The organism is Burkholderia sp. Ac-20344, from assembly GCF_017104975.1.
Classification (GTDB): Bacteria; Pseudomonadota; Gammaproteobacteria; order Burkholderiales; family Burkholderiaceae; genus Burkholderia.
Window position 1 is genome coordinate 36,835 of sequence record NZ_JAAGPP010000001.1, and the last position, 20,985, is coordinate 57,819.

The following is a 20,985-nucleotide window of genomic DNA, read 5'->3' on the forward strand; positions in this document are numbered from 1 at the left end:
CGCGAACTAGGCCGGTTGCAGTTCCAGCGCCGTGCATGCCGCGAAGACCTCGAGCAGACGCTCGACCCATGCATCCGGTGACAGCCCCATGTGGCGGGTCGCCGAGTGCGCGGCGATGCTCATCCTGCGTGTTGCATCGTCATCGCGTGCAATGCGGGCAATCGCACCGGCGAATGCCGCCTCGTCGACGGGATCGCACGCGTCGCCGGCTCCACACGCAACAATATCGCCCGCCAGCAGTGCGGACTGCGCGACAACGACCGGCAACCCGCTCCACATCGCTTCCGCGGCCACGAGGCCGTACGGCTCCGGATAGCGCGACGGCATCAGCAGCGCGCGTGCGGATTGCACCCGTTGCGCCACCTCGCCCGGTGCGAGATGGCCGCAGAACGTCACCTCCGGATACGCGGCGCGCAACGCGGGCATCATCGGCCCGTCGCCGATGATGACGAGCCGCGCGCCTGCACGTCGTGCCGCGCGCGCGGCCAGGTCCGGCCCCTTCTCCGATGCCAGCCGGCCGACGAACACGAACGTGTCGTTGCGTTCCGCGGCGATGCGCGCGATGCTCCATGGCGTCACGGGGTTCGGCACAGTCTGCAGGCAATCGACCGGAATGCCGCCGCGCTCGAGCGGTTCGCGCATCGAGTGATGAATCATCAGGACGCGAGGCCCGGCGGAATCGAAGTGAAGCGTGTGCGATTGAACGGCCTGCCTGACCGTGCGCCACACTTTGTGCGCGTAGTGTCGCTTGTCGCAATCGCGCGTCACGCATGCCGCGCCGAGCGGCACACGCGTACAGACGGTACCGGCACGGTAGTCGGCAAATGCCCCGTTCGGGCACACGAGGAAGAAATCGTGCGCCGTAATCACGGTCCGGCCGCGTACGCGGCGCAGCGCCGCGAACAAGGACGGCGACAGGATCTGGCTCCAGCCGTGCACGTGATAAACCGTGCCCGGCGTGTCGTGACGCGCGATCCACGCATTGAGCGTTCTGACCGTGTCCGGGTTGTACACGCCACGCCCCAACGCGGCGGCCCCGGCCTGCAGCAACCGGATGCCGCGCAGGCAGACGACCTCGATACCGAGCGCGTCGAATTCCGGATTGGCGCCGTCATCGCCCGTGACGTACGTCACCTCGACACCACGCGCCCGCATCAGGCGCAGTTCGAGTAACGCCAGCGCCGTCGCGCCGCCATTGGCGACCGACACGTCGTTGATGATCACCAGCCGTTCCGGCAGAACCGTATTCATACGAGCGACTCTCCCGGCACCCGCGCGCGACCGGCCGGCTGCCGCGATCCGGCCACCGCGCCCCTCAGCGCAGCGGCAAGATCGGCCACGTGCGCGCACGCGTCGTCGAGCACGGTGCGATGCACGTGCGCGTCGATGCCCTCACCGAGTTGCCGCGCGGCGAGCCCGACGACGGCGTCGACCGAATCGACGCCGACCGTACACAGGCAATGCCCGCGCCCGACGCCCGACAGAAACGACTCGAGCTTGACGTCCCACGCGAACCCGATCTGCGGGATCGCATACGAGAATGCGGCGATGTTCGCGTGAAGCCGGTGAGCCATCAGCAAGTCGAACGATGAAATCAGTCGCGCAAGATCGGCCGGCGTCGCAGCACGCGGCGCAAAAGTGATCCGGCCAGGCCCGGCCGCCTCCGCGAGCATCGGCCGCAGTTCGCCGATGTAGGCCTCGTCTTCGGGACTGCCATTGGCGAACACGACGAAACGCCACCCGTACGCGCTGCCGGCACGGACGAGTGCGCGATACCATTCGGCTTGCTCGGCCGCCGATACGCGAATGCTGCCGCCGTGGTACTTGAGCGCGATCGGATGGGTCATACCCAGTCCTATCGTGGTGACTGCGCGATCCGGCGCCCGGGATCGCGCGACATGCCGCGACACCAGGTGGCCGGGATCGTGCACGACCTGCGCGGCGCGGATTCCGGCACCGCACAGGCGCGCCCGCCAGATCTCGGCCGAGCGTCGCTCGCGTACCGACGCATGAAACAGCGCAACCCCGCCGAGCGCGCGCCGGAACAGCAGTTCGCCGCGCGACGTCCAGTCGCCGGACACGCCTACGCCGAAGACGGCGGCCGGCAAACCGAGATCACGGACCTCCGCCATCGCCGCATCGAGCTTCATCGGGAAGTTCAGATCCGCATCGCTCAACAGATTGCCGCCGCCGACAATCACGGCGTCGACGCCGCACAACGCCGAACGCCAGCGCGGGCGCAGCTCCGTATGCAACTTGTACCCGAGCACCGAATGCACGATCGCGTGACGCACGACACGCGGGCTGTGATGCATCAGCGTCAATACCGATTTTCGGGAGGTGGCGCCGCATGCGTAGTCGGTTCGGCCCGCGAGATCGATCACGTGAATCTCGATGCCCGGCAACGCCGCCGCGAGTTCCGCCTCGAGACATTCGGACAGCATGCCGTCGCCGAGATTCGGACTGTACTTCACGTTGACGAGCGCGACGCGCGGCGCATGCGGCATTTCGTCGGCGCCGGACGCCCCGTGGCGAGCGTGGTTCTGCATGATGGGATGATCGGGCAGCATTGTTGTGTTGCAGGACGTGTTCCAGGCTCGCTGGACGTTACCGCGTGGAAATGCGCGGCACGATGACGGAAAGGCATGCGAGCGGCAACTTCGCGCTGCACATTCACGGATGCGAACCCGACGTTTGCATCGGATCCCTGCCGTCGCGTTCAGGTGACGATACGCTTTCACTATACCTTCCACATCCATTATGATTCGCATACCGTAACAAATATTAAAGGTTTGCCACGCTGAATCAGTGATGCCGATGCCCACGCGCGCGTGCCGGTGTCCGATACCGTTCTGCCGCTCATAGCTGTGCCGCACGTTCCGGTGTCCGGCGTCCGCGCAACACGTCGATGAACGCAATCAGGTTTCCAGCCAGCCGGCCGCGCCGATCGACATAGGCTTCCGGCGCGATCGACTTCACCATGTTGGCCGCGAAGTTGCGCACGATATGGCGGCACGCATCGTTACGCGACAGCGTCCCCTTGGTCATCATGTAGACCGGATTCATGACTTGCGAGTAACCGAGCCGGCGTCCGGACACGCGGCCGCGCTTCACGCCAAGATGCACACCCACTGCACTGCCGAGTTTCACGAGCCGGCCGTGGCGCTGGGCGACCCGGGCACCAAAATCGAGATCCTCCAGCCAGCCGTACAGCACGAGCCGTTCATCGAAACGCAACGCGGCAACCGCCGACGCACGGAACGCCATGTTGCAGCCGTAAGGACTGTAGCCATCCATGGTCCACCTCTGCGTGTCGCCCCGTACGGCGGCCAGCGCCCGCTTCGCATCGTCAATCGTGAGTCCGGGGCCGAGAATGCCGTCCGCAACGACGTGCCCCGTCACGCAGGCGAGCATCGGATCGCGCTCGAATGCGTCCGCAACCACGCACAGCCAGTCCGTTTTCGGAACGAAATCGTCGTCGAAGAACGCGACATAGTCCGTACCGGGCGGCATCCTGTCGAGGATCGCATTGCGTTGACGCGTCAAGCCAGGCTCGACGAACACGACGGACAGATCATCGGCTTCGGCAAGTGCACCGATATCGTCCGGCCCCGTACACGCGACGATGATCGACGCCGGCCGAAGCGTTTGCGCACGCAGGCAGGCAACGATGTTCGCCAGCTCGGCGGGTCGGCCCCGCGTCGCGATACCGGCACACACGCGCGATTCGCGCGATGTCGCGCGGTCATGCACGTTCACGGATCCGCTCTCGCGAACTTCCCATTCATGTGTCATCACGTACCCTCGTTACTGGCGAATTCGGTTGTCGCCGACAGTCGTGGCCGGAACGCCGTCGATACCGAAGATTTCCGTCAGCAGCTTCGCGCGCCACAGGCCGGCTGCCAGCACGCCCAGCATCGTCAACTCTCCGACCAGGCGCGCGCCTGCCATCCCGAGCGCCCCCCATTGGCTCGCCAGCGGAATCGCGCATGCAAGGCTCACGACCGCGCCCAGCACGCCGGCCTGCGCAAGCAGCCGTTCGAGCTTGCGCGGAATCAGGAAATAGGCGCCGAGCACCTGCGTGCATACGCTGACGGGAAGCACGAACACCATGAGATTCAACACCGGCACACAGCGCTCGAAGCCGGCACCGAGCGCGAGCGGAATCAGCCGTTCCGACAGCAGGACAGTCGCGACAGCTGCAAGCGCCGCACCGGAAAAGAACCACACGAACACCCGCCGCATCAGACGATTCGCGCGCGCCGGATCGCTGCCGACCAGGCCGGTCAGTTTCGGCACCAGGATCTGCGCGGCCGGCGACATCACGCTCAATCCCGCCGCGACGAGCCGCTCGGCGACACCGAACGCGCTGACCTCGGACGCATGCGCCATGGTCGACAACAGATACGTCGACGCGCCTGCCAGCAACACCGAGGTGCCGCCATAGACGAAGATGACCGTCGACCTGCGGATCAGGTCCACGGCACGCTTCAGGTTCGAGACGGCGCCGGCGAACTCTCGCCGGATCAGCCAGTACGCAAGCCCGAGCTGGACGACGCTCGACGTCAGCAGCAGCGGAAATACACGCTCGACGTCGGACGGGTGATGCACGAAGCCGACGATCAGCGACAACGAAATCGCGAAGCCGATGACCTCGATCCGGACGCTCGCGATCGCGCGGCCGGTGCTGACGAGATACCATCCGACGTTGAATGCCGAGACCAGCCCCATGGCGATGACGACCGGTCCGCTCGACACGTGCTGGCGAAACGCCAGCGACGCGCCGATCGCGATCGTTCCGGCGACGATGGCCGGCACGCACAGCAGCTGCCGGGCGATCACGTGGGTGCGCAGGATCTCGGCGCGCTCGGCGCTGCCTGCAGCATGCACGGTATCGCGCGCACCGACCGTCGGAAAGCCGTAGCTCACGAACAGCCAGAGCGAATTCGACAGCGAGGCGCCCGCCAGCACCAGGCCATAACCGCTCGGGCCGAGCGCACGTCCGTAATACGGGAGCATGAACAACGGATACAGATAGCGGAACATGTAGGCCACGTACACCGCCAGCAATTCCGTACGAGACGAGGTCGTGTTCATGACGCCCTCGGCTCCCGATTCGATGCACGCCTGACGTTCAGTGCCCCGAACGCCGCCGCCGCAAACAGATAGACGCATGGACCGAGGTCGAACACCGTCCCGGAGAGCGTCGCGCCGATCAGCGCCGCGGCCAGCGCTTGAACCGCGGCGAAACTGACGATCCGATCCGATGCCCACGTCGCGGGCCGCACGCGTACGCGCACGGTGCGGTAAAGGAACAGACCGAACAACGTCGCGCCCAGCAGCCCGAGATTGCCGAGCGTCACCGCGACGAAGCTCGATGCCCTCGCGCTGCCCAGGCCGGCGCCGAGCCCGAACGTATCGACGAAGTTGATCAGCGACTGCATGTTCCACGCGCTGCGCTCGATGCCCGAATCGCTGCTCATCTTGCTCGTCAACGTCCGGTTGATCACCTCGGATACCGCCGTGACGACCGGCGAATCGATTGCGATGAGTACGCACGCGATCAGTGCGGCCGCCACGCAGGCCACCGCCAGCATCCGGAACTTCCTTGCCTGGCTGGTACGGACGATCGCGCCGGAGCGGCTGGCCATGAAGACGGCGAGATAGATCAAGAGCCCCACGTATCCGGTGCTCGAAGTCGACAGCAGCACGAAACCGGCCGTCAGCAGCGCAAGCAATCCCGACAGGCGCCGCCGATAGCCGAGCAGCCAAAGATTGGCCGTGAACGCAAACAGCGGCAACGAGAACCCGGCAAACGCCGATGCCTCGGAGAAGGTTCCGCTGATGCGCCGCATGCCGCCGACCTCCGCGCCGTCCAGGATCGAGTACTGCGCGGTCTTGAGCGGATCCAGCAGACTGACGCCCGCAGCGCTGCCGAACAGGTCGGCCGCCGCGGCGATCGCGTTCAACGCGGTCAGGCACAGGAAGGCATCCGCCACCACCCGGCTGGCGTCGCGCCGCCGCATCACCATCGAGGCGGCCAGATACAGCAGGCATTCGCCGATCAGGTATGCGGACTGGCTCAGGTTGCCGGACACCGGGCCGAGCGGCTGCAGCATGAGTTGCGCCGTGCCGATGTTGGAACGATCGATGGAATAGACCGACGTGGTGTCGGCCAGCATGCGCGGAAACACGACGGCCGTCATGCAGGCGTAGCCGGTCAGCACCAGCAGCCAGAACCCGGGCGAGCCGACGCGCAGGCTGCTGCGGATCGCGCGCGAATCCTCAAGGAACAGCGCACGTGCGACGAAGAGCGGCATCATCAGGCTAGCCGGCAACACGCCCAGCCCGCCGAATGCGACCGCCTCGGTCGCCCCGAACAGCGTGCTGGCCACCATCACGTAGACCGCCCACCGATAAGGCAGCACGAACGTCAGGATGCCGAGCGCGACGACGACCACGCCGAACAGGCTCAACTCCACGATGGTTCGCCCCTTCCCGTGCTGCCGGCCGTGTCGCGCGCCCCGGCGGCAGATGCCCGGTTGCGCAACGTTCTCGCCATCACCTCCAGCAGGCCGTCGCGAAAGCGCTCGACCGTGAATCGCTGCGCGTTGGCGCGGCACACGAGTGGATCGAACACGCCTGCCGCCTCGAAGCGCATCACGGCGTCCACGATGTCCGCGTTTTCCTGCCGCGCGAAGAACAGCCCCGTGCGTGTGCTCGCGTCCCCGGATGCGATCACCGTCTCGAGCGCCCCGCCGCGCCCGTAGGCGATGACCGGCGTTCCGCACGCTTGCGCCTCGACCGGCGCGATGCCGAAATCTTCTTCGGCAGCGAAGACGAACGCCTTCGCACGCTGCATGTAGTCGATGAGTACCGCATCCGGCTGATAGCCCAGCAGCGTGACGTTCGGCGTGGCCGCGGCCTTGACGCGCTCGAAATCCGGCCCGTCGCCAATGACGACGAGACGCCGTTCCGGCATGCGGGCGAACGCCTCGACGATGAGCGGCACGCATTTGTACGGCACCATGCGCGACGCCGTCAGATAGAAATCCTCCTTCTGCGTGCCCAGCGAAAAACGCCCGATATCGACGGGCGGATAGACGACTGCCGCATCGTAGCCGTACACCTTGCGGATGCGTCTTGCGATGAAGGCGGAGTTCGCCACGAATGCATCGACGCCGTGCGCAGTACGCTGATCCCAGATGCGAATGTAGTGGAGCATCGCGCGCGCGATCCAGCCTTTCAGCCCCTTCGACAAGCCCGACTCGTTCAGGTAACGATGCTGCAGATCCCACGCATAGCGAATCGGCGAGTGCACGTAGCTCATGTGCAGTTGATCCGGCCCGGTAATGACCCCCTTCGCGACCGCATGGCTCGATGAAATCACCAGGTCGTAACCGGAAAGGTCGAGCTGTTCGATCGCGAACGGCATCAATGGCAAGTACGCACGATAGGCCGATCGTGCGCGCGGCAGCCGCTGGATGAACGACGTGGTGGCGACCTTGCCGAGCAGTTTCTCGCGCTCGCTGTCCGGCAGGAAATCGACCACCGTGAACAGGTCCGCCTGCGGCCAGATGTTGAGGATCTCGGCGAGGACCTTCTCGGAGCCCGCATAGGTCGTCAGCCAGTCGTGCACGACGGCGACGCGACTGAAATGCCGCCCCGCGTCGTTTTCGGTATGCCGCGCGTCAGCCTGCGAACGCGTCATGGCGTCACGCATTGAAGTTGTACCGTCCATGCAGATCCCCGCCCGAAAGTTGCCCCTGGCCGCCCGTCACGTCGGCCGGCCGCCTTTTCCATACCGGCATCCGTCATGCCTTGCCGTAATACGCGTGGCTGTCGCGATTGTGGCGATACCGCCCATAGCCGTACGCGTAGCGCCCCGGCCGCACGCTGAGCCCGTTGAAGATCAGGCCGTGCGGAGACACGCCCACGTGACGCAGCCGTCGGATCGATTCCTTGATCTCGCCGTGTTTCGTCACGCCCTGGCGCACCACCAGGAACGTCACGCCTGCGTGGCCGGCCAGTTGCACGGCGTCGGGAACCGCAAGGATCGGCGGCCCGTCGCACACGATCACGTCGTACGTCGCGCCCAGTTCGGACAGAATCGCGCGCAGGTCCGAATCGAACAGCGCGTCGCTCGCATTGATCTGCACGCTGCCCGTTGCGATGAAATCGACGCCCTTCAGGATCTCGCGGTGCACGACGTCTTCGGCGCGATGCGTGCCCTGCAACAGTTCGACGAGCCCGGCTCCCGGGCCGACGGGAACCGTCCGCTGGAGTCCGCTTCGACGCAGGTCGGCATCGACCAGAAGCACGCGCTTTCCGGCCGAGCCCAGCACGGCAGCGAGGTTCAGCGAGATGAAGGACTTCCCGATGGAAGGTGTCGGACCGGTGATGAACACCATCCGGTTCGGCACGTCGGTCATCGCGAACTCCAGCGCGGTCCGGAAGCTGCGCAGGCTCTCGAGTGCCGGGTCCATCATCGCGTTGTGCGCGAGAATCAGTTCGCGGGACGGCGTATTCGCGACCCGGCGCAAACGCGTCAGCGACGCTTCCTGCCGGCTGTACGGCACCGTCGCATACACGGGTACGCCGCAGACGTGCTCCACCTCGATCGGGTCGTCGATCGAGTCGAACATGCGGCGACGGCTGAACGCAACTGTCGCGCCGATCAGCAACCCGAAGACCGCCGACCCGACGATCACGAGCAGGCGCTTCGGCCGGACCGGCTCCTCGGGAACGGCCGCCGTGTCGACCAGTCGTACGTTGCCGACCTTCCCTGCCTTGACGAGACGCAGTTGCTCCTGCGTGTTGAGCAAGTTCGTGTACAGCTCGGTTCCGACCTGCACGTCACGTTGCAATCGCAACACGTCCTGCTCGACGGGCGGTAACGCACGAGTACGCTGATCGATACCCGAGATCTCCGCCTGGGCCGTATCGAGCTGCGCATCGAGCGCACGGATGGCCGGGTGTTCCGGCGTGAAGCGCGCCATCAGTTCGTCGCGTTTCTGCTTCAGCGTCGTCAGGCGTGACTGCGCATCGACCGAGCGCTGCAACAATGCCGTTGCTTCCTCATCGAGATTCAGCGTGCCGTGCTTTGCGCGATATTCGTTGAAACGATTCTCGGAGAGCTCCAGCTGGGCCCTCAGCTCCGGCAACTGTGCACTGAGGAAGCTGATCGATCGCTCGGCTTCCTCGGATTTGCGCCGCTCGTTCTGGTGGACATATTCGTTACCCAGCGTATTGAGGATCATCGCCGTCTTCACCGGGTCGGCCCCGTCGAGCGTGACGCCGATCACGTCCGATTGCTTGCCTTTCTCCGCGATGTTCAGGCTCTGCCGGAGATCCTCGATCGTCGACAATGTCGAATACCGGCGCAGCACGAACGTGGCGCCCGGCTTGCCGCGGACCGACGTGACCAGCAGTACGAGCGGGCCGTCCGGTGTGACCACCTTCAGCGGCACGCCGATCGTGCCGCCCGCGTCGACATCCGGGCCCGACAGGCGGTACGTGTCGCCGGGCCGCAGCGTCATGACGAACGTTTCACCATAGAGCTTGTCGGGCACGTCGAACTGGGCAACCGAGATGCGTTCGGTGCCGGTCACGTAGCCGAGCGGCAGCGGATCCGACACACGTGTCGCGTGCCGGGACAACAATGATCCGATCAGCGGCAAGTAGCGCGGATGCGCATCGATCGCCAGCGACAAGGTGTCGACCACCTTGCTTGCCACCAGGCGCGACCTCAGCACCTCGATTTCCGACGATGCCTGGGTCTTGACATCGAACATCGACGAAATGTCGCCGAGCATGCTCTTGGCCGAATTCGTGTTTTCCTCGACCTGCACCAGGATATCGGCCCGATACACCGGTACCCCGAGGAACGCATAGGTCGTACCGATCAACAGCATCAATCCCGTGACGAGCGCGATCAGCCGCCGGTTGTCGTAAAGCGCGTCGAGATAACTCGCGATATTCCCGGGCGGCCCGTCGTCCGGTTCCGCGTAACGCACTGGCGCATCAAGATGGTTCATGGGTCGTTTCCTGCAATGTTTGGGTATGACGGGTGACATCGGCCAGCAGACCGGACCAGTGCCTGACGCCCGTCTTCAGCCGGTCGACCGTCGCCGCGTATGCCGCACTGTCGAGCCGGTAGGGATCCGCCACATCCCCGTCCGGCAGAAGGCGGCAGACGCGTCCGGAGACGGACGGGTACCGGTGTACGATGACCTGGCGCTGACGCTCGCTCATCGTCAGCACGAGCGCGGACGACTCGATCATCCAGCGCGCCAGCAGTTGCGAACGATGCTGGCCGAGGTCGATGCCGATACGCCGCATGATGGCGATCGCAGCCGGATCGGCGCCCATGCCGGGCATCGCGTCGACGCCTGCCGACATCACATGCACCCCCTCCAGCACGCGTCGAAACAGCGCCTCTGCCATCGGGCTTCGGCACACGTTCGCGGTACACACCAGGAGCAGACGGTCCATGTCAGTACGCGATGTTGCGGCCGGTCGCGAGCGTCTGCGCGCTAGGCAGGAACATGCCCACCACACGGCTCCAGCGCACCAGGGATGACGCATCGACGAACACCACGTCGTCGGGCATCAGGTCGAAATCGTTCGCGAGCGCCATTGCGGCCGGCGATGTCGCATTCAGGTGAAAGACCGTCGGCACGCCGCCGCGCCGGCTGCGCACGACATAGACCTGGCTCGCATCGCCCGAATACGGACTGACGCCGCCCGCATAGCCGAGCGCGTCGTTCAACGTCAGGCGGCCGTTGTTGAACGTCGCCGTCATCGTGTGCCCGACTTCGCCGAGCACGAACACCTTGCTGTCGCTGAGCGGATACACGCGCACCAAATCGCCGCTTTGCAGCAGGATCCGGTCGGGGTTGAGCCCCTGCTCGATCATGCGCGGCAGGTTCACCGTCACGGTCGCATCGCCGCGCGTGACCGCAACGCGTGCGCGATCGCCATTCGACGTGAATCCACCTGCGCGATTGATCGCTTCGGGCAGCGTCATCGGCAGGTCGTTCATCACCTGAAGGCCGGGAATGCGGACTTCGCCGTCGAGATAGATGCGCCGGCTGCGATACGCCTGAATTCGCAAGGTCACCTGCGGATCCCGGATGTAACGCGCCAGGTGGCGCGCAAGCAGTTCGCGCGCCTGCAATTCCGTGAGCCCGCCGACCTTGACGGGGCCGACGTACGCGAATTGCACCACCCCGTTCGTGTCGACCGTATAGCCGGAAACGATCGCGTTCGAACCCGTCGTATCGATGCCGCTCGATGTCGCGACGACGGGCATGTTGAGTTCCGGGTGATCCCATACGACGATGCTGAGGACATCGCCGGGCCCGAGCGTGTACGGTCGCGCCTGCTGGAACAGCGAGAGCACGTCCTTCGGGATCGACGGGCCGGCCTTCGCTCGCGTCTGGTCGATCAGCGCGGCATCGATCTCGACGAGCGCGCCGGTGGGCGGTGCATCTTCGGTTGCCGTGCCGCCCGTCGTGGCCGCAAGCGACGCCGCATGCGTCGCCCGGCCGCAGGCCCCCGACGGATCCGCGTAAACGTCGGCCGGGCACCCGCCGCGAAACGTCATGCCCGGTGCAAACGCGCAGCCGCCGAGCCACGTCAGCGCGAGCGCGACCGACAGGATTCCGCCGCATCGTGCAACCCGGTAACGTACGTTCCGCGCTTCCTTCGATACGACGGACAGTGCTATCGTTCGAATACCGATCAGATGGTCAATCATATTTTTTGGCCTATGTGTCGGGTGGCTGCTCGAATCGATCCTCCACCGTCTTCTGTCAATCACGCGCATCGCCAAGCAACCGCACGCCCTGGCATATCAGCACTCCCCCGAAACGATCCCGCTTCTTGCCATTTCATGAAAATCCCACACCTGCTTGCTGTTGCAACGAGCATTTCGCTCAGCGTCACCGCCCTCGCACAGTTCCCTGTATCCACTGCTTCCGCCAAACGCGTGCCCCACGCCACCCGCACGACGCAGACCGGAGCGATGCTTCCGGTTCCGGCCAGCGCGGCGAGCGACGCCGCATCGGCGGCGAGACCCGATGCACCGAAGCTGTCGGGCGTGACGGGCAAGCATCACGCACCGCTGACGCGTCGCCAGCACCTTGCCCGCTACCGCGACCGGAACAGCGGCGCCGCAAGCGGCGCGGCCGGCGACCCGTACCAATACGACGGCTGGTCGGCATCCTCGGCTTACGCCAACCCGGCCCCCACTTCCCCGTGATGCCACCGCGTCGCGGGCCGGCCTCGCGACGTCGACCACGCACCGCATGCAGGCGTCAGTACGCCCCCTCCCGTCGCATCACGACCTTGACGGTTCTCAGCAAGATGCCGAAGTCGAGCAGCGGCGACCATTGCTTCACGTACGACACATCGAGCGAGACGCGCTGCGCGTAGTCGACATTGCTGCGTCCGCTCACTTGCCATAGCCCGGTAATCCCGGGCGTGCTCATCAGGTAGTAGTGCGCATCGCTGCCATAGCGGGCGAGCTCCTGGTCGACGATCGGGCGCGGGCCCACGAGGCTCATTTCACCGCGCAGCACATTCCACAATTGAGGCAATTCGTCGAGGCTGGTACGGCGCAGGAAATGCCCGACCGGCGTGATGCGTACGTCGTTCTTCAGCTTGAAGTCCCGCATCCATTCCGCGCGCGCCTCCGGATCGCGGGCAAGCGTTTCGCGCAACACTTCGTCGGAATTGACGACCATCGTGCGGAATTTCAGGCACCGGAAACGCGTTCCGTCACGGCCGACACGGACGTGCCCGAAGATGGCCGGACCACCGTCTCGCTTCACGACAATAATTAGTATTACGAATAATGGTGCCAGAATAAAAAGAAGCGGAATCGAAAGCACGAGATCGAAAACGCGCTTGAACACGAGCCGCATCATTCGCGAGGCCACTACCGGCCCTTGTGCCGCCACACTGCGCGCCCGCCGGCCGAAGCGCACGAACAGCTTGAGCACCGCGAGCGCGAGCGTGCGTGCCAGCAGCATCCCGAGCCCGCTCGTGATCGTCCAGTAGACGAACCATAGTCCGCGCACCAGATGCAGCCGATGCAATACGAAGAGCAATGCGTATCCGCCGGCCTGCACGATAAGCCACGCGACAATCGCTCGACTCATCAGGTTGACCGCCGAGCGTTCGCGAGTGCCGCGATACAGTCCGCACGCCGGAAACACGGACAACGCGAGCGCAACCGCGAAAGCCACAAGCAAGCCATCGAATCCGGCGTGCGACAGGCCATCGGCCGGAAACCCGAAATGCAATGCGCCAAAGGCGCCGACCACGATCAACGCACCGTCGATCACGCGCAAGAAGAACCCGTCCATCATTGACCCCGACATATACGAAATATCGATTGATTATTTATTTCGCAATACTAATTTCGTGACTTGACTGGATTATTCGAATCGATTAATGGCTACGCGTACGCCTGCTTGCCGGCGGATCGGCTCTGCTGGAACCTGCCAGCCCGTTCCGTTGCGACGAGAATGACAGCGCTCCCGAACAGGCCCGAATCGATTGGCCTGCCGGAGCGATCAATGGTGTGAATGCCCGGATTCGACCGCTTCGCCCCCGCGTCGCGTCCGGATTTCGAAGTGTGGTTTCGATTCATGATTGGTCTATCGTTCTGGTATTCGTTACTGCGGCACGCATCGTGTAACGCACAATCCGTGCCACCGGTACAAATCTTCTTGCTGCATCGCAAAAAAATACCAATGAAACAATGACCTATGAATTTTTGTTCAAAACGTCTGATTAAATGAGCTTCCGTACGCAAAACGTTTGCGAATCGGGGATCGTGTCGCCCGTTACGTAACGACACCCCGTAACGCACACACGATGGAAATAACGCCAGCAATTCGATTCCATGTATCAAACGCGGGTAAATATGGGGATATTTCGATGTCACCGGAAATCTTCCGGTTATTTTCCTGCATCGGATCTGGACGGGCGGTTCACTGGCGAACAAAAGGAAACGACTGTGCATTTCCGATTTCCGCCAGAAACCAAATGGCCGATAAATGACGACAGTCGCGAAGACTTGCGCTGGCGCGCATCTGCACCTCGCTTCGGTGTCAGCGAAATGAAATCGATCGTCACGGCCACATGAACGTGCGCATCAGGTCGGCTTGCGCTGGCGAACCGGCTCGCCCTCGAGCAGCACCGCCCCTTGTCGGCACTCGCTTAACGCATCGCCCGGGTTCCTCAGCGGGCAATCCTTCATCCACCGGCACCGGCAACCGATGCACCCGCCCATCTGGTCGCGCAACTGCGTGAGCTTCCAGATCCGCTCGACGTGTTGAACTGAGTCAATAATCAACTGCTGGCGCTGAGCGGGTTGACGCTGCTGAGCGCACATTCAAAAAGCACCTCGCCACCCTTGTCGAAACAGCGATTGATCCCGCGCAGCGGAAGCGATTTGCTGCCACCCTTTCTCTTCTGCGCGGCTTGCTCGAACAGGAGGATATCGACATGCCAACGGACTGAACGCTTGCGGAGCATTTTTCATAGCCGGTGATTCACACAAGAAATGTGCGAATTTGGGCAACGAGAGCCGCGGGTTGTTCAAGGGGAATAAGGTGAGCGCAGTCTGCAATGACCGACTCGGTCAAGTTCGTCGAGACGCCACGCAACTGTCCCGCCAAGGCGGCACCGACAACGCCCCCAGCGATGGCAAGAATGGGCAATGCGAGTGCCCCGCTGGCGACCATATCATTGACCTGATGCGCATCAACGTCGGTGGAATCAAACAAGTTGTTCATGGCCGCATCCCCGGATGTGATGAACGTTGATTCAGAGGGAGAAATTCACGACGGCTTCGATGCGGGACTGCAACCGTCCGCCCGCCACGTCGTTGGCAATCGCCTGCAGCCGCGTGGCATCCGGTGTATTCATGTACCAGAGGCCGCGGCGCCCCGCCGGGATACTCGACAGAATGTCCGCTGATGCAGTGCCGACGATGACGCCATCGTCGGCAAGCACGGACCATGAGCGGTTCAGCACCTCGCCGCCAACATAGTCGAGCACGAGGTCGATGTTACTTATCGACGCTTCGAACTGCTCTTTGTCATAGGCGATGACGTGATTCGCACCCAAGCTGCGAACATAGTCGACGTGGCTGCCTCTGGTGGTGGCAAACACCAAAGCACCGGCCTGATGTGCGTACTGCACTGCGAATCCGCCCAAGCCGCCGGCGGCGCCATGGATCAGAATGCGCTGGCCGGCTTGTACCGGACCGGCAAGATTGAGGCTCTGCCACGCCGACACGGAAGCCATGGGCACCGCCGCCGCGGCCACAAAGCTCAGCGCGTCAGGCATCACGATGAGATTGTTCGCGTTCACTGCCACCAGATCGGCATAGGCACCCAGTCCGCCAAGCGGCCCCATGACACGATCACCTTTACGCAGCCCAGTGACGCCCGGGCCCCACGGGATCATTTGTCGTTAATGGCCAAAGACGCACTTCAATCCAACCGGCAGGCGATTACTCCGGAAACCGCAGGCCCTCGCTGCCGTCCCGTCTTCCAAGACACGTCGCCACCGCGCACTATGGCGGTGCCTGGCGGCGGATTCAACCGGTCGATGAAACAGCTTGATGGAATCGTTCAGCCGGTATATCGAAGTTTAGTGTCTTGCGTGGACGTTCGTTGAGCCGGCAGGCATGACCCAAGGCATGAGTGCATGGGTAGTCGTCAACGGTCGTGACGAGCGGCAACTTCGCAAACAGCCAGACGCGATAGTGGTACGGATCGACGCCGTTCGCTTTGCAGGTCTCGACGAGGGCGTACAGGTTGGCGCTGGCCTGCGCGCCGGCATAGCACTTCTGCGCATGTTGGGCGCCACGCCCAGCGAGTACGAGAACACGAGCCGTTGACCTGCGCCCGGACGCAACGCTTCGCCTGCCGCCTTCGTCCCGGTTCCATCAGCACCTGGAACGTTGTCTCGTCGCCGTAGATCAAGTCCGATTCGCGCATCGCGTTGATCACGGGCTGCGTGGCCAGTCCCACCCGCAACACGCTCGCTGCCAGCGTGTTCGACGAGATGTCACCGCCGAAGCGACGCAGCAATATGGCCTTGATCGATGGACTAAACGATCGTGTCGCTCAAGCTAGCAGCCGAGCGATGAGTTCCGATGTCGTGCGTACTTCGTACTTTCTCAGCAAGCTCGAGCGGTGGATATCGACCGTTCGGGGACTGATGCTCAATTCCTTGCCAATCTCCTTGCTCGTCAAGCCGTGCACGAGAAGTGCGGCGATGTCGCGCTCGCGTTCTGTCAACGCTCTCGCGACGTCCGTCTGCTTTGTATTATTGGACCGATCAGTAAAAGTCCAAAGCGCCAATTCGAAAGGACGCTTCGGGTTATAGCCAAAACCGCACACCGTGACCCAAAAGTGAGTGCCGTCGATGCGACGCATGATGCGGTCGTCGCTGAACACAGCCTGTATTGCGATGAGTGGCGCGAGGCGTCGGCCGGTTGTCGCGAAATCCTTCTGCTTCGGATAAAGCTTGGAAAACGACTGACCGACGATGTCACGACGTTCAGCGCCAAATAATTCCAGTGCTCTGATATTGCAGTCGACCATGATTCGATCTCTGGCCACAATGACCGCAACGGGCAAGCATCGGAAGATATCCTCGTAGTCAAGATTACACGTCGCATCGGTCATATTCATCATGTGATCCATCATCGACGGCCCACGTTTTGGTATCCAGACGATCGGGTAAGCGACGTGTGCCCAGGTCAGATTCAGAACGTGCGTTTGATCGATGCGGCTGCACCTCGGCCATCGGCTGTAGTGCCGGCTTCGTCGAGCGCGGTTTTTGACGTTTCGTGTAACGAAAGGCCACCGATCATCGCGAAGATCGACACTGCGATTAAATAGTATGCGGGGGACAGATTCGTACCGGTGGATGAGATCAACCACGTCGCGACCAGCGGTGCTGTACCGCCGAAGATTGTGTAAGCGAGGTTGTACGTGATCGCGGACGCGGTATATCGGGTTTTCGTTGCGAACACTTCCGACATGAGCGGTGCAGTCACTACGCCCGATAGCACTGCGCCGACGGCCAGAAGCGCAACACCGATCAGCGATTGCGACAACACGCCCGAACCGCCCAGCGAGAAGGCCGGATACACCGACATGATAATGAAGATGCAGGCAGTGGCGATCGTGGCGCGGCGGCCAACGAGGTCGGAGAAGAAGCCGGCGACCGGACACAACGCTGCTGCAAAGAGGAGCGCGAGGACAGTCACAAGGAGGGAGGTGCCGCGAGACAGGTGCCCGGCCACTTGCAGGTACGTCGCGAAATACGTCGTAAACGTATAGAACGACAGTGCGGTCACGGACACGAAGGCACCGAGCTTCAGGATATTCGCCGATTGCGAGCGCAGGGTCTCGGTAAGCGGGGCATGCGCAACGTCGTGCTTGCCTTCGAGTGCCCGAAACGCGGGCGTCTCGTTCAGATTGACGCGCAAATAGACGCCGATGAGGCCGACCGGTGCCGCGATCAGGAACGGCACGCGCCAGCCCCAGTCGATCATTGCCTGCGACGACAAAGACGACTCGAGCAAATAGGCAACCACCGCCGCACAAGCGAACGACGAGAAGGTCGACACTGGAACGAAGCTGCCAAAAAATGCGCGGCGGCTACGCGGTGCATGCTCCATCACGTAGGCGCATGCGCCAGCGTATTCACCGCCTGCGGAAAAACCTTGGACGCAGCGAATGATCGTGAGAAGCAGTGGCGCCCAGTACCCAATGCTCGCGTAGGTTGGGAGAAGGCCGATCAACGTGGTTGCACTGGCCATTAGCAGGATCGTAAACGCGAGCGTTCGCTTGCGGCCGATTCGGTCACCGACCACACCAAAGAAAACACCTCCCAGCGGACGGAACGCGAATGCGACAGCAAAGACCGCAAATGTTTTAAGGAGTCCGACCGTGGGGTTTCCACTGGGAAAGAACTCACGGGTCAGAATGGTTGCCAGGAATCCGTATGCAGCGAAATCGAACCATTCGACAAAATTGCCAATGGAAGCTGCGGCGATGACGCGTCGCAACGTCTTGATATCGACTTTCTCGGTGTGCTGATCCGGCATTGCTTCTATCCTCTTAAGATTCGGTCTATTTCTCTGTTGAAATGAGCATAAAAGCCCAAATTACGTAGGTCCATACGTGTCAATTACCTAGGTAATCAGGTCCGGTGAACGTGATATCGCCATCATGGCCTGGGATCGGCAAGATTTTCCCTGTGAAGCCGGTGAACGGCTTTTCACCGGCGTGGTGCGCGTGTCGTATCGAGCGCTTCCATGTCGTGGTCCGGACCCTGTATGGCTGGCAAAACTGTGTAGCGTGATAGGTCAGTCAGCTCGTCGACACACGATCGCGGTCAGCACCGAGCCGTTGCGCACGATAAAGGCGGGGACAAAAATGTTCCGGTTGGCGCATTCTCATTCAACAAGTCCAATCACGACCTGGTACAAGATGTGAATAAGCGACTTGTCGAGTATCTCGACAGCCCGATGCACGTACGGCGCGTCATCCGCTCATGCAAAAGTCAGGCCATCACCGCACAACGCTTGCCCGACAACCACCAGCCGGCAATCGCGTCGAACCGCACTCCTCATCCCGGTGCATGATTCGGCGCCGCCCAGCCGGTGTTGCCCGTTCGACGCGCGACCCATGCACCAACTGAACCGGCCCGAACGATCAGGCAAATCGGCAGGCAGGCTGTCTGCGATCGGGCGGGCAGGTCTTCGCCCATCGATCGACAATCGCCCTCCAACGGTGCCGACCTTCGGCGCACCGCAGCTTGTGACAATGCGACTCGACGTGCGTGGAATGTGAGGGGCGGAGATCACGCCAAAGTCGAAGCGCACGTTGCCTCGCTCAGTGGATTGTCCCGGTTCGGCGGCAAGCAATCCCAATACGTTCGATCAACGTATACAATACATATACCGAAAAATCATCCACGAGACACATGACGGCCCCCGCTCCCACCCATTCCGAAAAACTTGGCGAACTCGCTTACCAGGCGCTGCATCGCATGATCCTCGACAAGGCACTGAGAAGCGGTGGTCCTGTCGTCGAAGGACGTCTTGCCGAAGAGCTGAACATCTCGCGCACGCCGATGCGCGAGGCACTCCTGCGCCTCGAGGGCGAAGGTCTCCTGGTTCGCTCTGGCGCACGTTCGTACTCGGTGCGCCTTGTCAGCGCTCAGGAATACTTTCAGGCAATGAAAGTGAGAGAACTCCTGGAATCCGAGGCAGTCGCGCTTGCGATCGGCAAGATCGACAAGAAGCAGGTTCATCAACTCATCAAGAAGATCAAATCGCTCAGCAGCGGCCAACAGGAACACGCGCACTGGGAAGTCGACGACCAGGTGCATACGATGATGGCCCGCGCGAGCGGCAACGACGTACTGGCGCGAACGATCGAACTCGTTCGAACCAACAGCCGCCTGTTTGAGCTGGTCACGCCGTTCAACCGTATCGAGGACGATCGCGCCGAGCACCTGGCGATTCTCGAAGCCTACCTGGCGGATGACGCACCGGCAGCGCGCGCCGCCGTGCGTACCCATCTTCAGAACCTGCGCCGGTACGTGCTCGAGCGTTTGGCCGAAGGCACCTACGGCTGACCCATCCCGATCATCGGCTCGCGAGCAGGTCGTACAGCGCCAGCGCCACCGTCTTCGTTGCGATGCGCAAGTCCTCGATTGCCACACGCTCGTCCGCGCGGTGCCCGTTTGCCTCGAGCAGCGTTCGCGGGCCCGCGCCGTAAATGACGGTCGGAACACCTGCTTCGCAATACAGGCGCGCGTCCGTATAGAGCGGCACTCCTTCCGTGGGGATATCCTGACCGAACACCGCTTTGGCCGCCCGCTGGAGTGCGGACGACAAACGTTCGGCTCCGTCGATGGCACGCAGCGGCGACGTCACGAGCACCTCGCGAATATCCACACCGATGCCGGGCCGCCCTGTGACCGCGTCCCCGATCAGCGCCTTCAGGCCGGCCACCACCTCGGACGGCGACTCTTCCGGCACGACGCGCCGGTCGAGCCGTAGCGTCACCTTGTCCGGCACGACGTTCGTATTGATGCCCCCCTCGATCAGGCCAACGACGAGCGTCGGATGCGAGATACCCGGTGTCGCCGAGCGGACCGCGCGCAGCGCGTCCCGATGGGCGTAAAGCGCGCCGAGCACCGCCGTGGCAGCCTCGAGCGCGTCATGCCCGGTGTCGGGTCGCGCCGCGTGCGCCGACTTGCCGCGCACCGTGACTTCAAGGTGCACCGCACCGTTGTGCGCGGTCGTGATCGAATACGAAAAACCCGCGCAGATCGCATAGTCCGGCTTCACGATACCCTGCTTCAACAGCCACGCAGGACCGACGAGGCCGCCGGTTTCCTCGTCGTATGTCAAATGGAGTTCGATCGTACCGGCCAGCGGCGCGCCGCTATCGATCAAGGCCCTGAGCGCGAACGCATACGTCGCGAAATCCGATTTCGACACGGCCGCGCCGCGGCCGATCATCCAGCCGTCCCGGATCTCGGCGCCGTACGGATCCGCACTCCATCCGTCGCCGGGGGGAACGACATCGCCATGAGCGTTCAGCGCGATGACCGGACCATCGCCGAAGCGATGCCGGACCACGAGATTGGTCGCGCTGATCATGCCGGCGGCGGTCACGTCGGCCACGGGCACCGGATGCCGCTCCACGGTGAAACCGAGCGTCTCGAGCCAGCCGGCCGCCATCTCCGCATGCGCCGCGCAGTCCCCTGGCGGGTTGTCGGACGGCTTGCGCACGAGCGCGGCGAGAAAATCGACCTCGTTGGCGAAGTTGCGATCGACCAGGTCGAACAGCGCCGAAGAAAACAACTGTGCATCCATCGTCATTCCTTGAGTTGCAGTGAGTGACTGCCCCGCTACACCGACCAAGCGCG

The 20,985-nt window shown here is 63.1% G+C and carries 17 protein-coding genes and 2 pseudogenes; 2 read left to right on the plus strand and 17 right to left on the minus strand.

The genetic code is table 11. The annotated features are described in order from the left end of the window. Window positions 1–6: 6 nt before the first annotated feature. The 9 genes from G3N64_RS00155 to G3N64_RS00195 form a co-directional block, all read right to left on the minus strand. Window positions 7–1,251, minus strand: coding sequence for a glycosyltransferase family 4 protein (locus tag G3N64_RS00155; protein WP_205781780.1), 1,245 nt, complete (start codon window positions 1,249–1,251; stop codon window positions 7–9). Further along, on the minus strand, window positions 1,248–2,876 hold the full coding sequence (locus tag G3N64_RS00160) for a polysaccharide pyruvyl transferase family protein (RefSeq protein WP_346778784.1): 1,629 nt from the start codon (window positions 2,874–2,876) through the stop codon (window positions 1,248–1,250). Before G3N64_RS00160 ends, G3N64_RS00155 begins: the two co-directional genes overlap by 4 nt. Then, on the minus strand, window positions 2,860–3,759 hold the full coding sequence (locus G3N64_RS00165) for a glycosyltransferase (RefSeq protein ID WP_346778785.1): 900 nt from the start codon (window positions 3,757–3,759) through the stop codon (window positions 2,860–2,862). Before G3N64_RS00165 ends, G3N64_RS00160 begins: the two co-directional genes overlap by 17 nt. A 48-nt stretch (window positions 3,760–3,807) precedes the next feature. Beyond that, window positions 3,808–5,097 (minus strand): oligosaccharide flippase family protein, encoded by a 1,290-nt coding sequence (locus tag G3N64_RS00170; RefSeq protein WP_205781782.1) that lies wholly within the window; start codon window positions 5,095–5,097, stop codon window positions 3,808–3,810. Further along, the gene (locus G3N64_RS00175; RefSeq protein WP_205781783.1) at window positions 5,094–6,482 is read right to left on the minus strand and encodes a hypothetical protein; all 1,389 of its coding nucleotides are present in this window, start codon (window positions 6,480–6,482) and stop codon (window positions 5,094–5,096) included. The genes G3N64_RS00170 and G3N64_RS00175 overlap by 4 nt, the downstream gene beginning before the upstream one ends. Then, window positions 6,473–7,711 (minus strand): glycosyltransferase family 4 protein, encoded by a 1,239-nt coding sequence (locus tag G3N64_RS00180; RefSeq protein WP_241020685.1) that lies wholly within the window; start codon window positions 7,709–7,711, stop codon window positions 6,473–6,475. Before G3N64_RS00180 ends, G3N64_RS00175 begins: the two co-directional genes overlap by 10 nt. A gap of 103 nt (window positions 7,712–7,814) precedes the next feature. Then, window positions 7,815–10,037: a GNVR domain-containing protein gene (locus G3N64_RS00185; RefSeq protein ID WP_205781784.1), complete on the minus strand. Its 2,223-nt coding sequence runs from the start codon at window positions 10,035–10,037 to the stop codon at window positions 7,815–7,817. Next, window positions 10,024–10,494, minus strand: coding sequence for a protein-tyrosine-phosphatase (locus G3N64_RS00190; protein WP_205781785.1), 471 nt, complete (start codon window positions 10,492–10,494; stop codon window positions 10,024–10,026). The genes G3N64_RS00185 and G3N64_RS00190 overlap by 14 nt, the downstream gene beginning before the upstream one ends. Before the next feature lies 1 nt (window position 10,495). Then, on the minus strand, window positions 10,496–11,608 hold the full coding sequence (locus G3N64_RS00195) for a polysaccharide biosynthesis/export family protein (protein WP_205781881.1): 1,113 nt from the start codon (window positions 11,606–11,608) through the stop codon (window positions 10,496–10,498). 420 nt (window positions 11,609–12,028) lie between these two features. Here G3N64_RS00195 and G3N64_RS00200 point away from each other — a divergent pair, with 420 nt between their 5' ends. Continuing rightward, window positions 12,029–12,265: a hypothetical protein gene (locus G3N64_RS00200; RefSeq protein ID WP_205781786.1), complete on the plus strand. Its 237-nt coding sequence runs from the start codon at window positions 12,029–12,031 to the stop codon at window positions 12,263–12,265. A 55-nt stretch (window positions 12,266–12,320) separates the two neighbouring features. Here the strand turns inward: G3N64_RS00200 and G3N64_RS00205 are convergent, their stop codons facing one another. The 7 genes and pseudogenes from G3N64_RS00205 to G3N64_RS00235 all read right to left on the minus strand — a co-directional run bounded on the left by G3N64_RS00205 (window position 12,321) and on the right by G3N64_RS00235 (window position 18,145). Beyond that, complete coding sequence (locus G3N64_RS00205) at window positions 12,321–13,373, minus strand: sugar transferase (RefSeq protein ID WP_205781882.1); 1,053 nt, start codon at window positions 13,371–13,373, stop codon at window positions 12,321–12,323. 991 nt (window positions 13,374–14,364) lie between these two features. Further along, window positions 14,365–14,550 carry a hypothetical protein gene (locus G3N64_RS00210; RefSeq protein ID WP_205781787.1) on the minus strand — a complete coding sequence of 62 codons (186 nt, stop codon included), beginning with the start codon at window positions 14,548–14,550 and terminating at the stop codon, window positions 14,365–14,367. Between the two features lie 17 nt (window positions 14,551–14,567). Beyond that, window positions 14,568–14,810, minus strand: a complete 243-nt coding sequence (locus G3N64_RS00215) for a hypothetical protein (RefSeq protein ID WP_205781788.1) — start codon at window positions 14,808–14,810, stop codon at window positions 14,568–14,570. Window positions 14,811–14,850: 40 nt separating this feature from the next. Continuing rightward, window positions 14,851–15,474 (minus strand): annotated as a pseudogene (locus G3N64_RS00220) (zinc-binding dehydrogenase); the annotation flags it as partial. 283 nt (window positions 15,475–15,757) lie between these two features. After that, a pseudogene (locus tag G3N64_RS00225) lies at window positions 15,758–16,124 on the minus strand (transposase); the annotation flags it as partial. A 27-nt stretch (window positions 16,125–16,151) separates the two neighbouring features. Then, complete coding sequence (locus G3N64_RS00230) at window positions 16,152–16,724, minus strand: PAS and helix-turn-helix domain-containing protein (protein ID WP_205781789.1); 573 nt, start codon at window positions 16,722–16,724, stop codon at window positions 16,152–16,154. A gap of 71 nt (window positions 16,725–16,795) precedes the next feature. Beyond that, window positions 16,796–18,145 (minus strand): MFS transporter, encoded by a 1,350-nt coding sequence (locus G3N64_RS00235; RefSeq protein ID WP_205781790.1) that lies wholly within the window; start codon window positions 18,143–18,145, stop codon window positions 16,796–16,798. An 881-nt stretch (window positions 18,146–19,026) separates the two neighbouring features. On the opposite strand from G3N64_RS00235, the gene G3N64_RS00240 reads away from it, so the two are divergent. Then, a complete protein-coding gene (locus G3N64_RS00240; RefSeq protein ID WP_205781791.1) occupies window positions 19,027–19,683 on the plus strand; it encodes a GntR family transcriptional regulator in 657 nt (218 codons plus the stop codon). A 10-nt stretch (window positions 19,684–19,693) separates the two neighbouring features. On the opposite strand, the gene G3N64_RS00245 is transcribed toward G3N64_RS00240, so the two are convergent. Then, window positions 19,694–20,932 carry a M20/M25/M40 family metallo-hydrolase gene (locus G3N64_RS00245; RefSeq protein ID WP_205781792.1) on the minus strand — a complete coding sequence of 413 codons (1,239 nt, stop codon included), beginning with the start codon at window positions 20,930–20,932 and terminating at the stop codon, window positions 19,694–19,696. Window positions 20,933–20,985: the final 53 nt, after the last annotated feature.

What these genes read in the sequence shown, in the direction of transcription:
- G3N64_RS00205 (WP_205781882.1), bottom strand. Translation starts at nt 13,373, where the DNA reads ATGGACGGGTTCTTCTTGCGCGTGATCGACGGTGCGTTGATCGTGGTC.
- G3N64_RS00180 (WP_241020685.1), bottom strand. Translation starts at nt 7,711, where the DNA reads ATGACGCGTTCGCAGGCTGACGCGCGGCATACCGAAAACGACGCGGGG.
- G3N64_RS00155 (WP_205781780.1), bottom strand. Translation starts at nt 1,251, where the DNA reads ATGAATACGGTTCTGCCGGAACGGCTGGTGATCATCAACGACGTGTCG.
- G3N64_RS00235 (WP_205781790.1), bottom strand. Translation starts at nt 18,145, where the DNA reads ATGCCGGATCAGCACACCGAGAAAGTCGATATCAAGACGTTGCGACGC.
- G3N64_RS00170 (WP_205781782.1), bottom strand. Translation starts at nt 5,097, where the DNA reads ATGAACACGACCTCGTCTCGTACGGAATTGCTGGCGGTGTACGTGGCC.
- G3N64_RS00215 (WP_205781788.1), bottom strand. Translation starts at nt 14,810, where the DNA reads ATGAACAACTTGTTTGATTCCACCGACGTTGATGCGCATCAGGTCAAT.
- G3N64_RS00230 (WP_205781789.1), bottom strand. Translation starts at nt 16,724, where the DNA reads ATGATGAATATGACCGATGCGACGTGTAATCTTGACTACGAGGATATC.
- G3N64_RS00195 (WP_205781881.1), bottom strand. Translation starts at nt 11,608, where the DNA reads ATGACGTTTCGCGGCGGGTGCCCGGCCGACGTTTACGCGGATCCGTCG.
- G3N64_RS00200 (WP_205781786.1), top strand. Translation starts at nt 12,029, where the DNA reads ATGCTTCCGGTTCCGGCCAGCGCGGCGAGCGACGCCGCATCGGCGGCG.
- G3N64_RS00240 (WP_205781791.1), top strand. Translation starts at nt 19,027, where the DNA reads ATGACGGCCCCCGCTCCCACCCATTCCGAAAAACTTGGCGAACTCGCT.
- G3N64_RS00190 (WP_205781785.1), bottom strand. Translation starts at nt 10,494, where the DNA reads ATGGACCGTCTGCTCCTGGTGTGTACCGCGAACGTGTGCCGAAGCCCG.
- G3N64_RS00185 (WP_205781784.1), bottom strand. Translation starts at nt 10,037, where the DNA reads ATGAACCATCTTGATGCGCCAGTGCGTTACGCGGAACCGGACGACGGG.
- G3N64_RS00210 (WP_205781787.1), bottom strand. Translation starts at nt 14,550, where the DNA reads ATGCTCCGCAAGCGTTCAGTCCGTTGGCATGTCGATATCCTCCTGTTC.
- G3N64_RS00245 (WP_205781792.1), bottom strand. Translation starts at nt 20,932, where the DNA reads ATGGATGCACAGTTGTTTTCTTCGGCGCTGTTCGACCTGGTCGATCGC.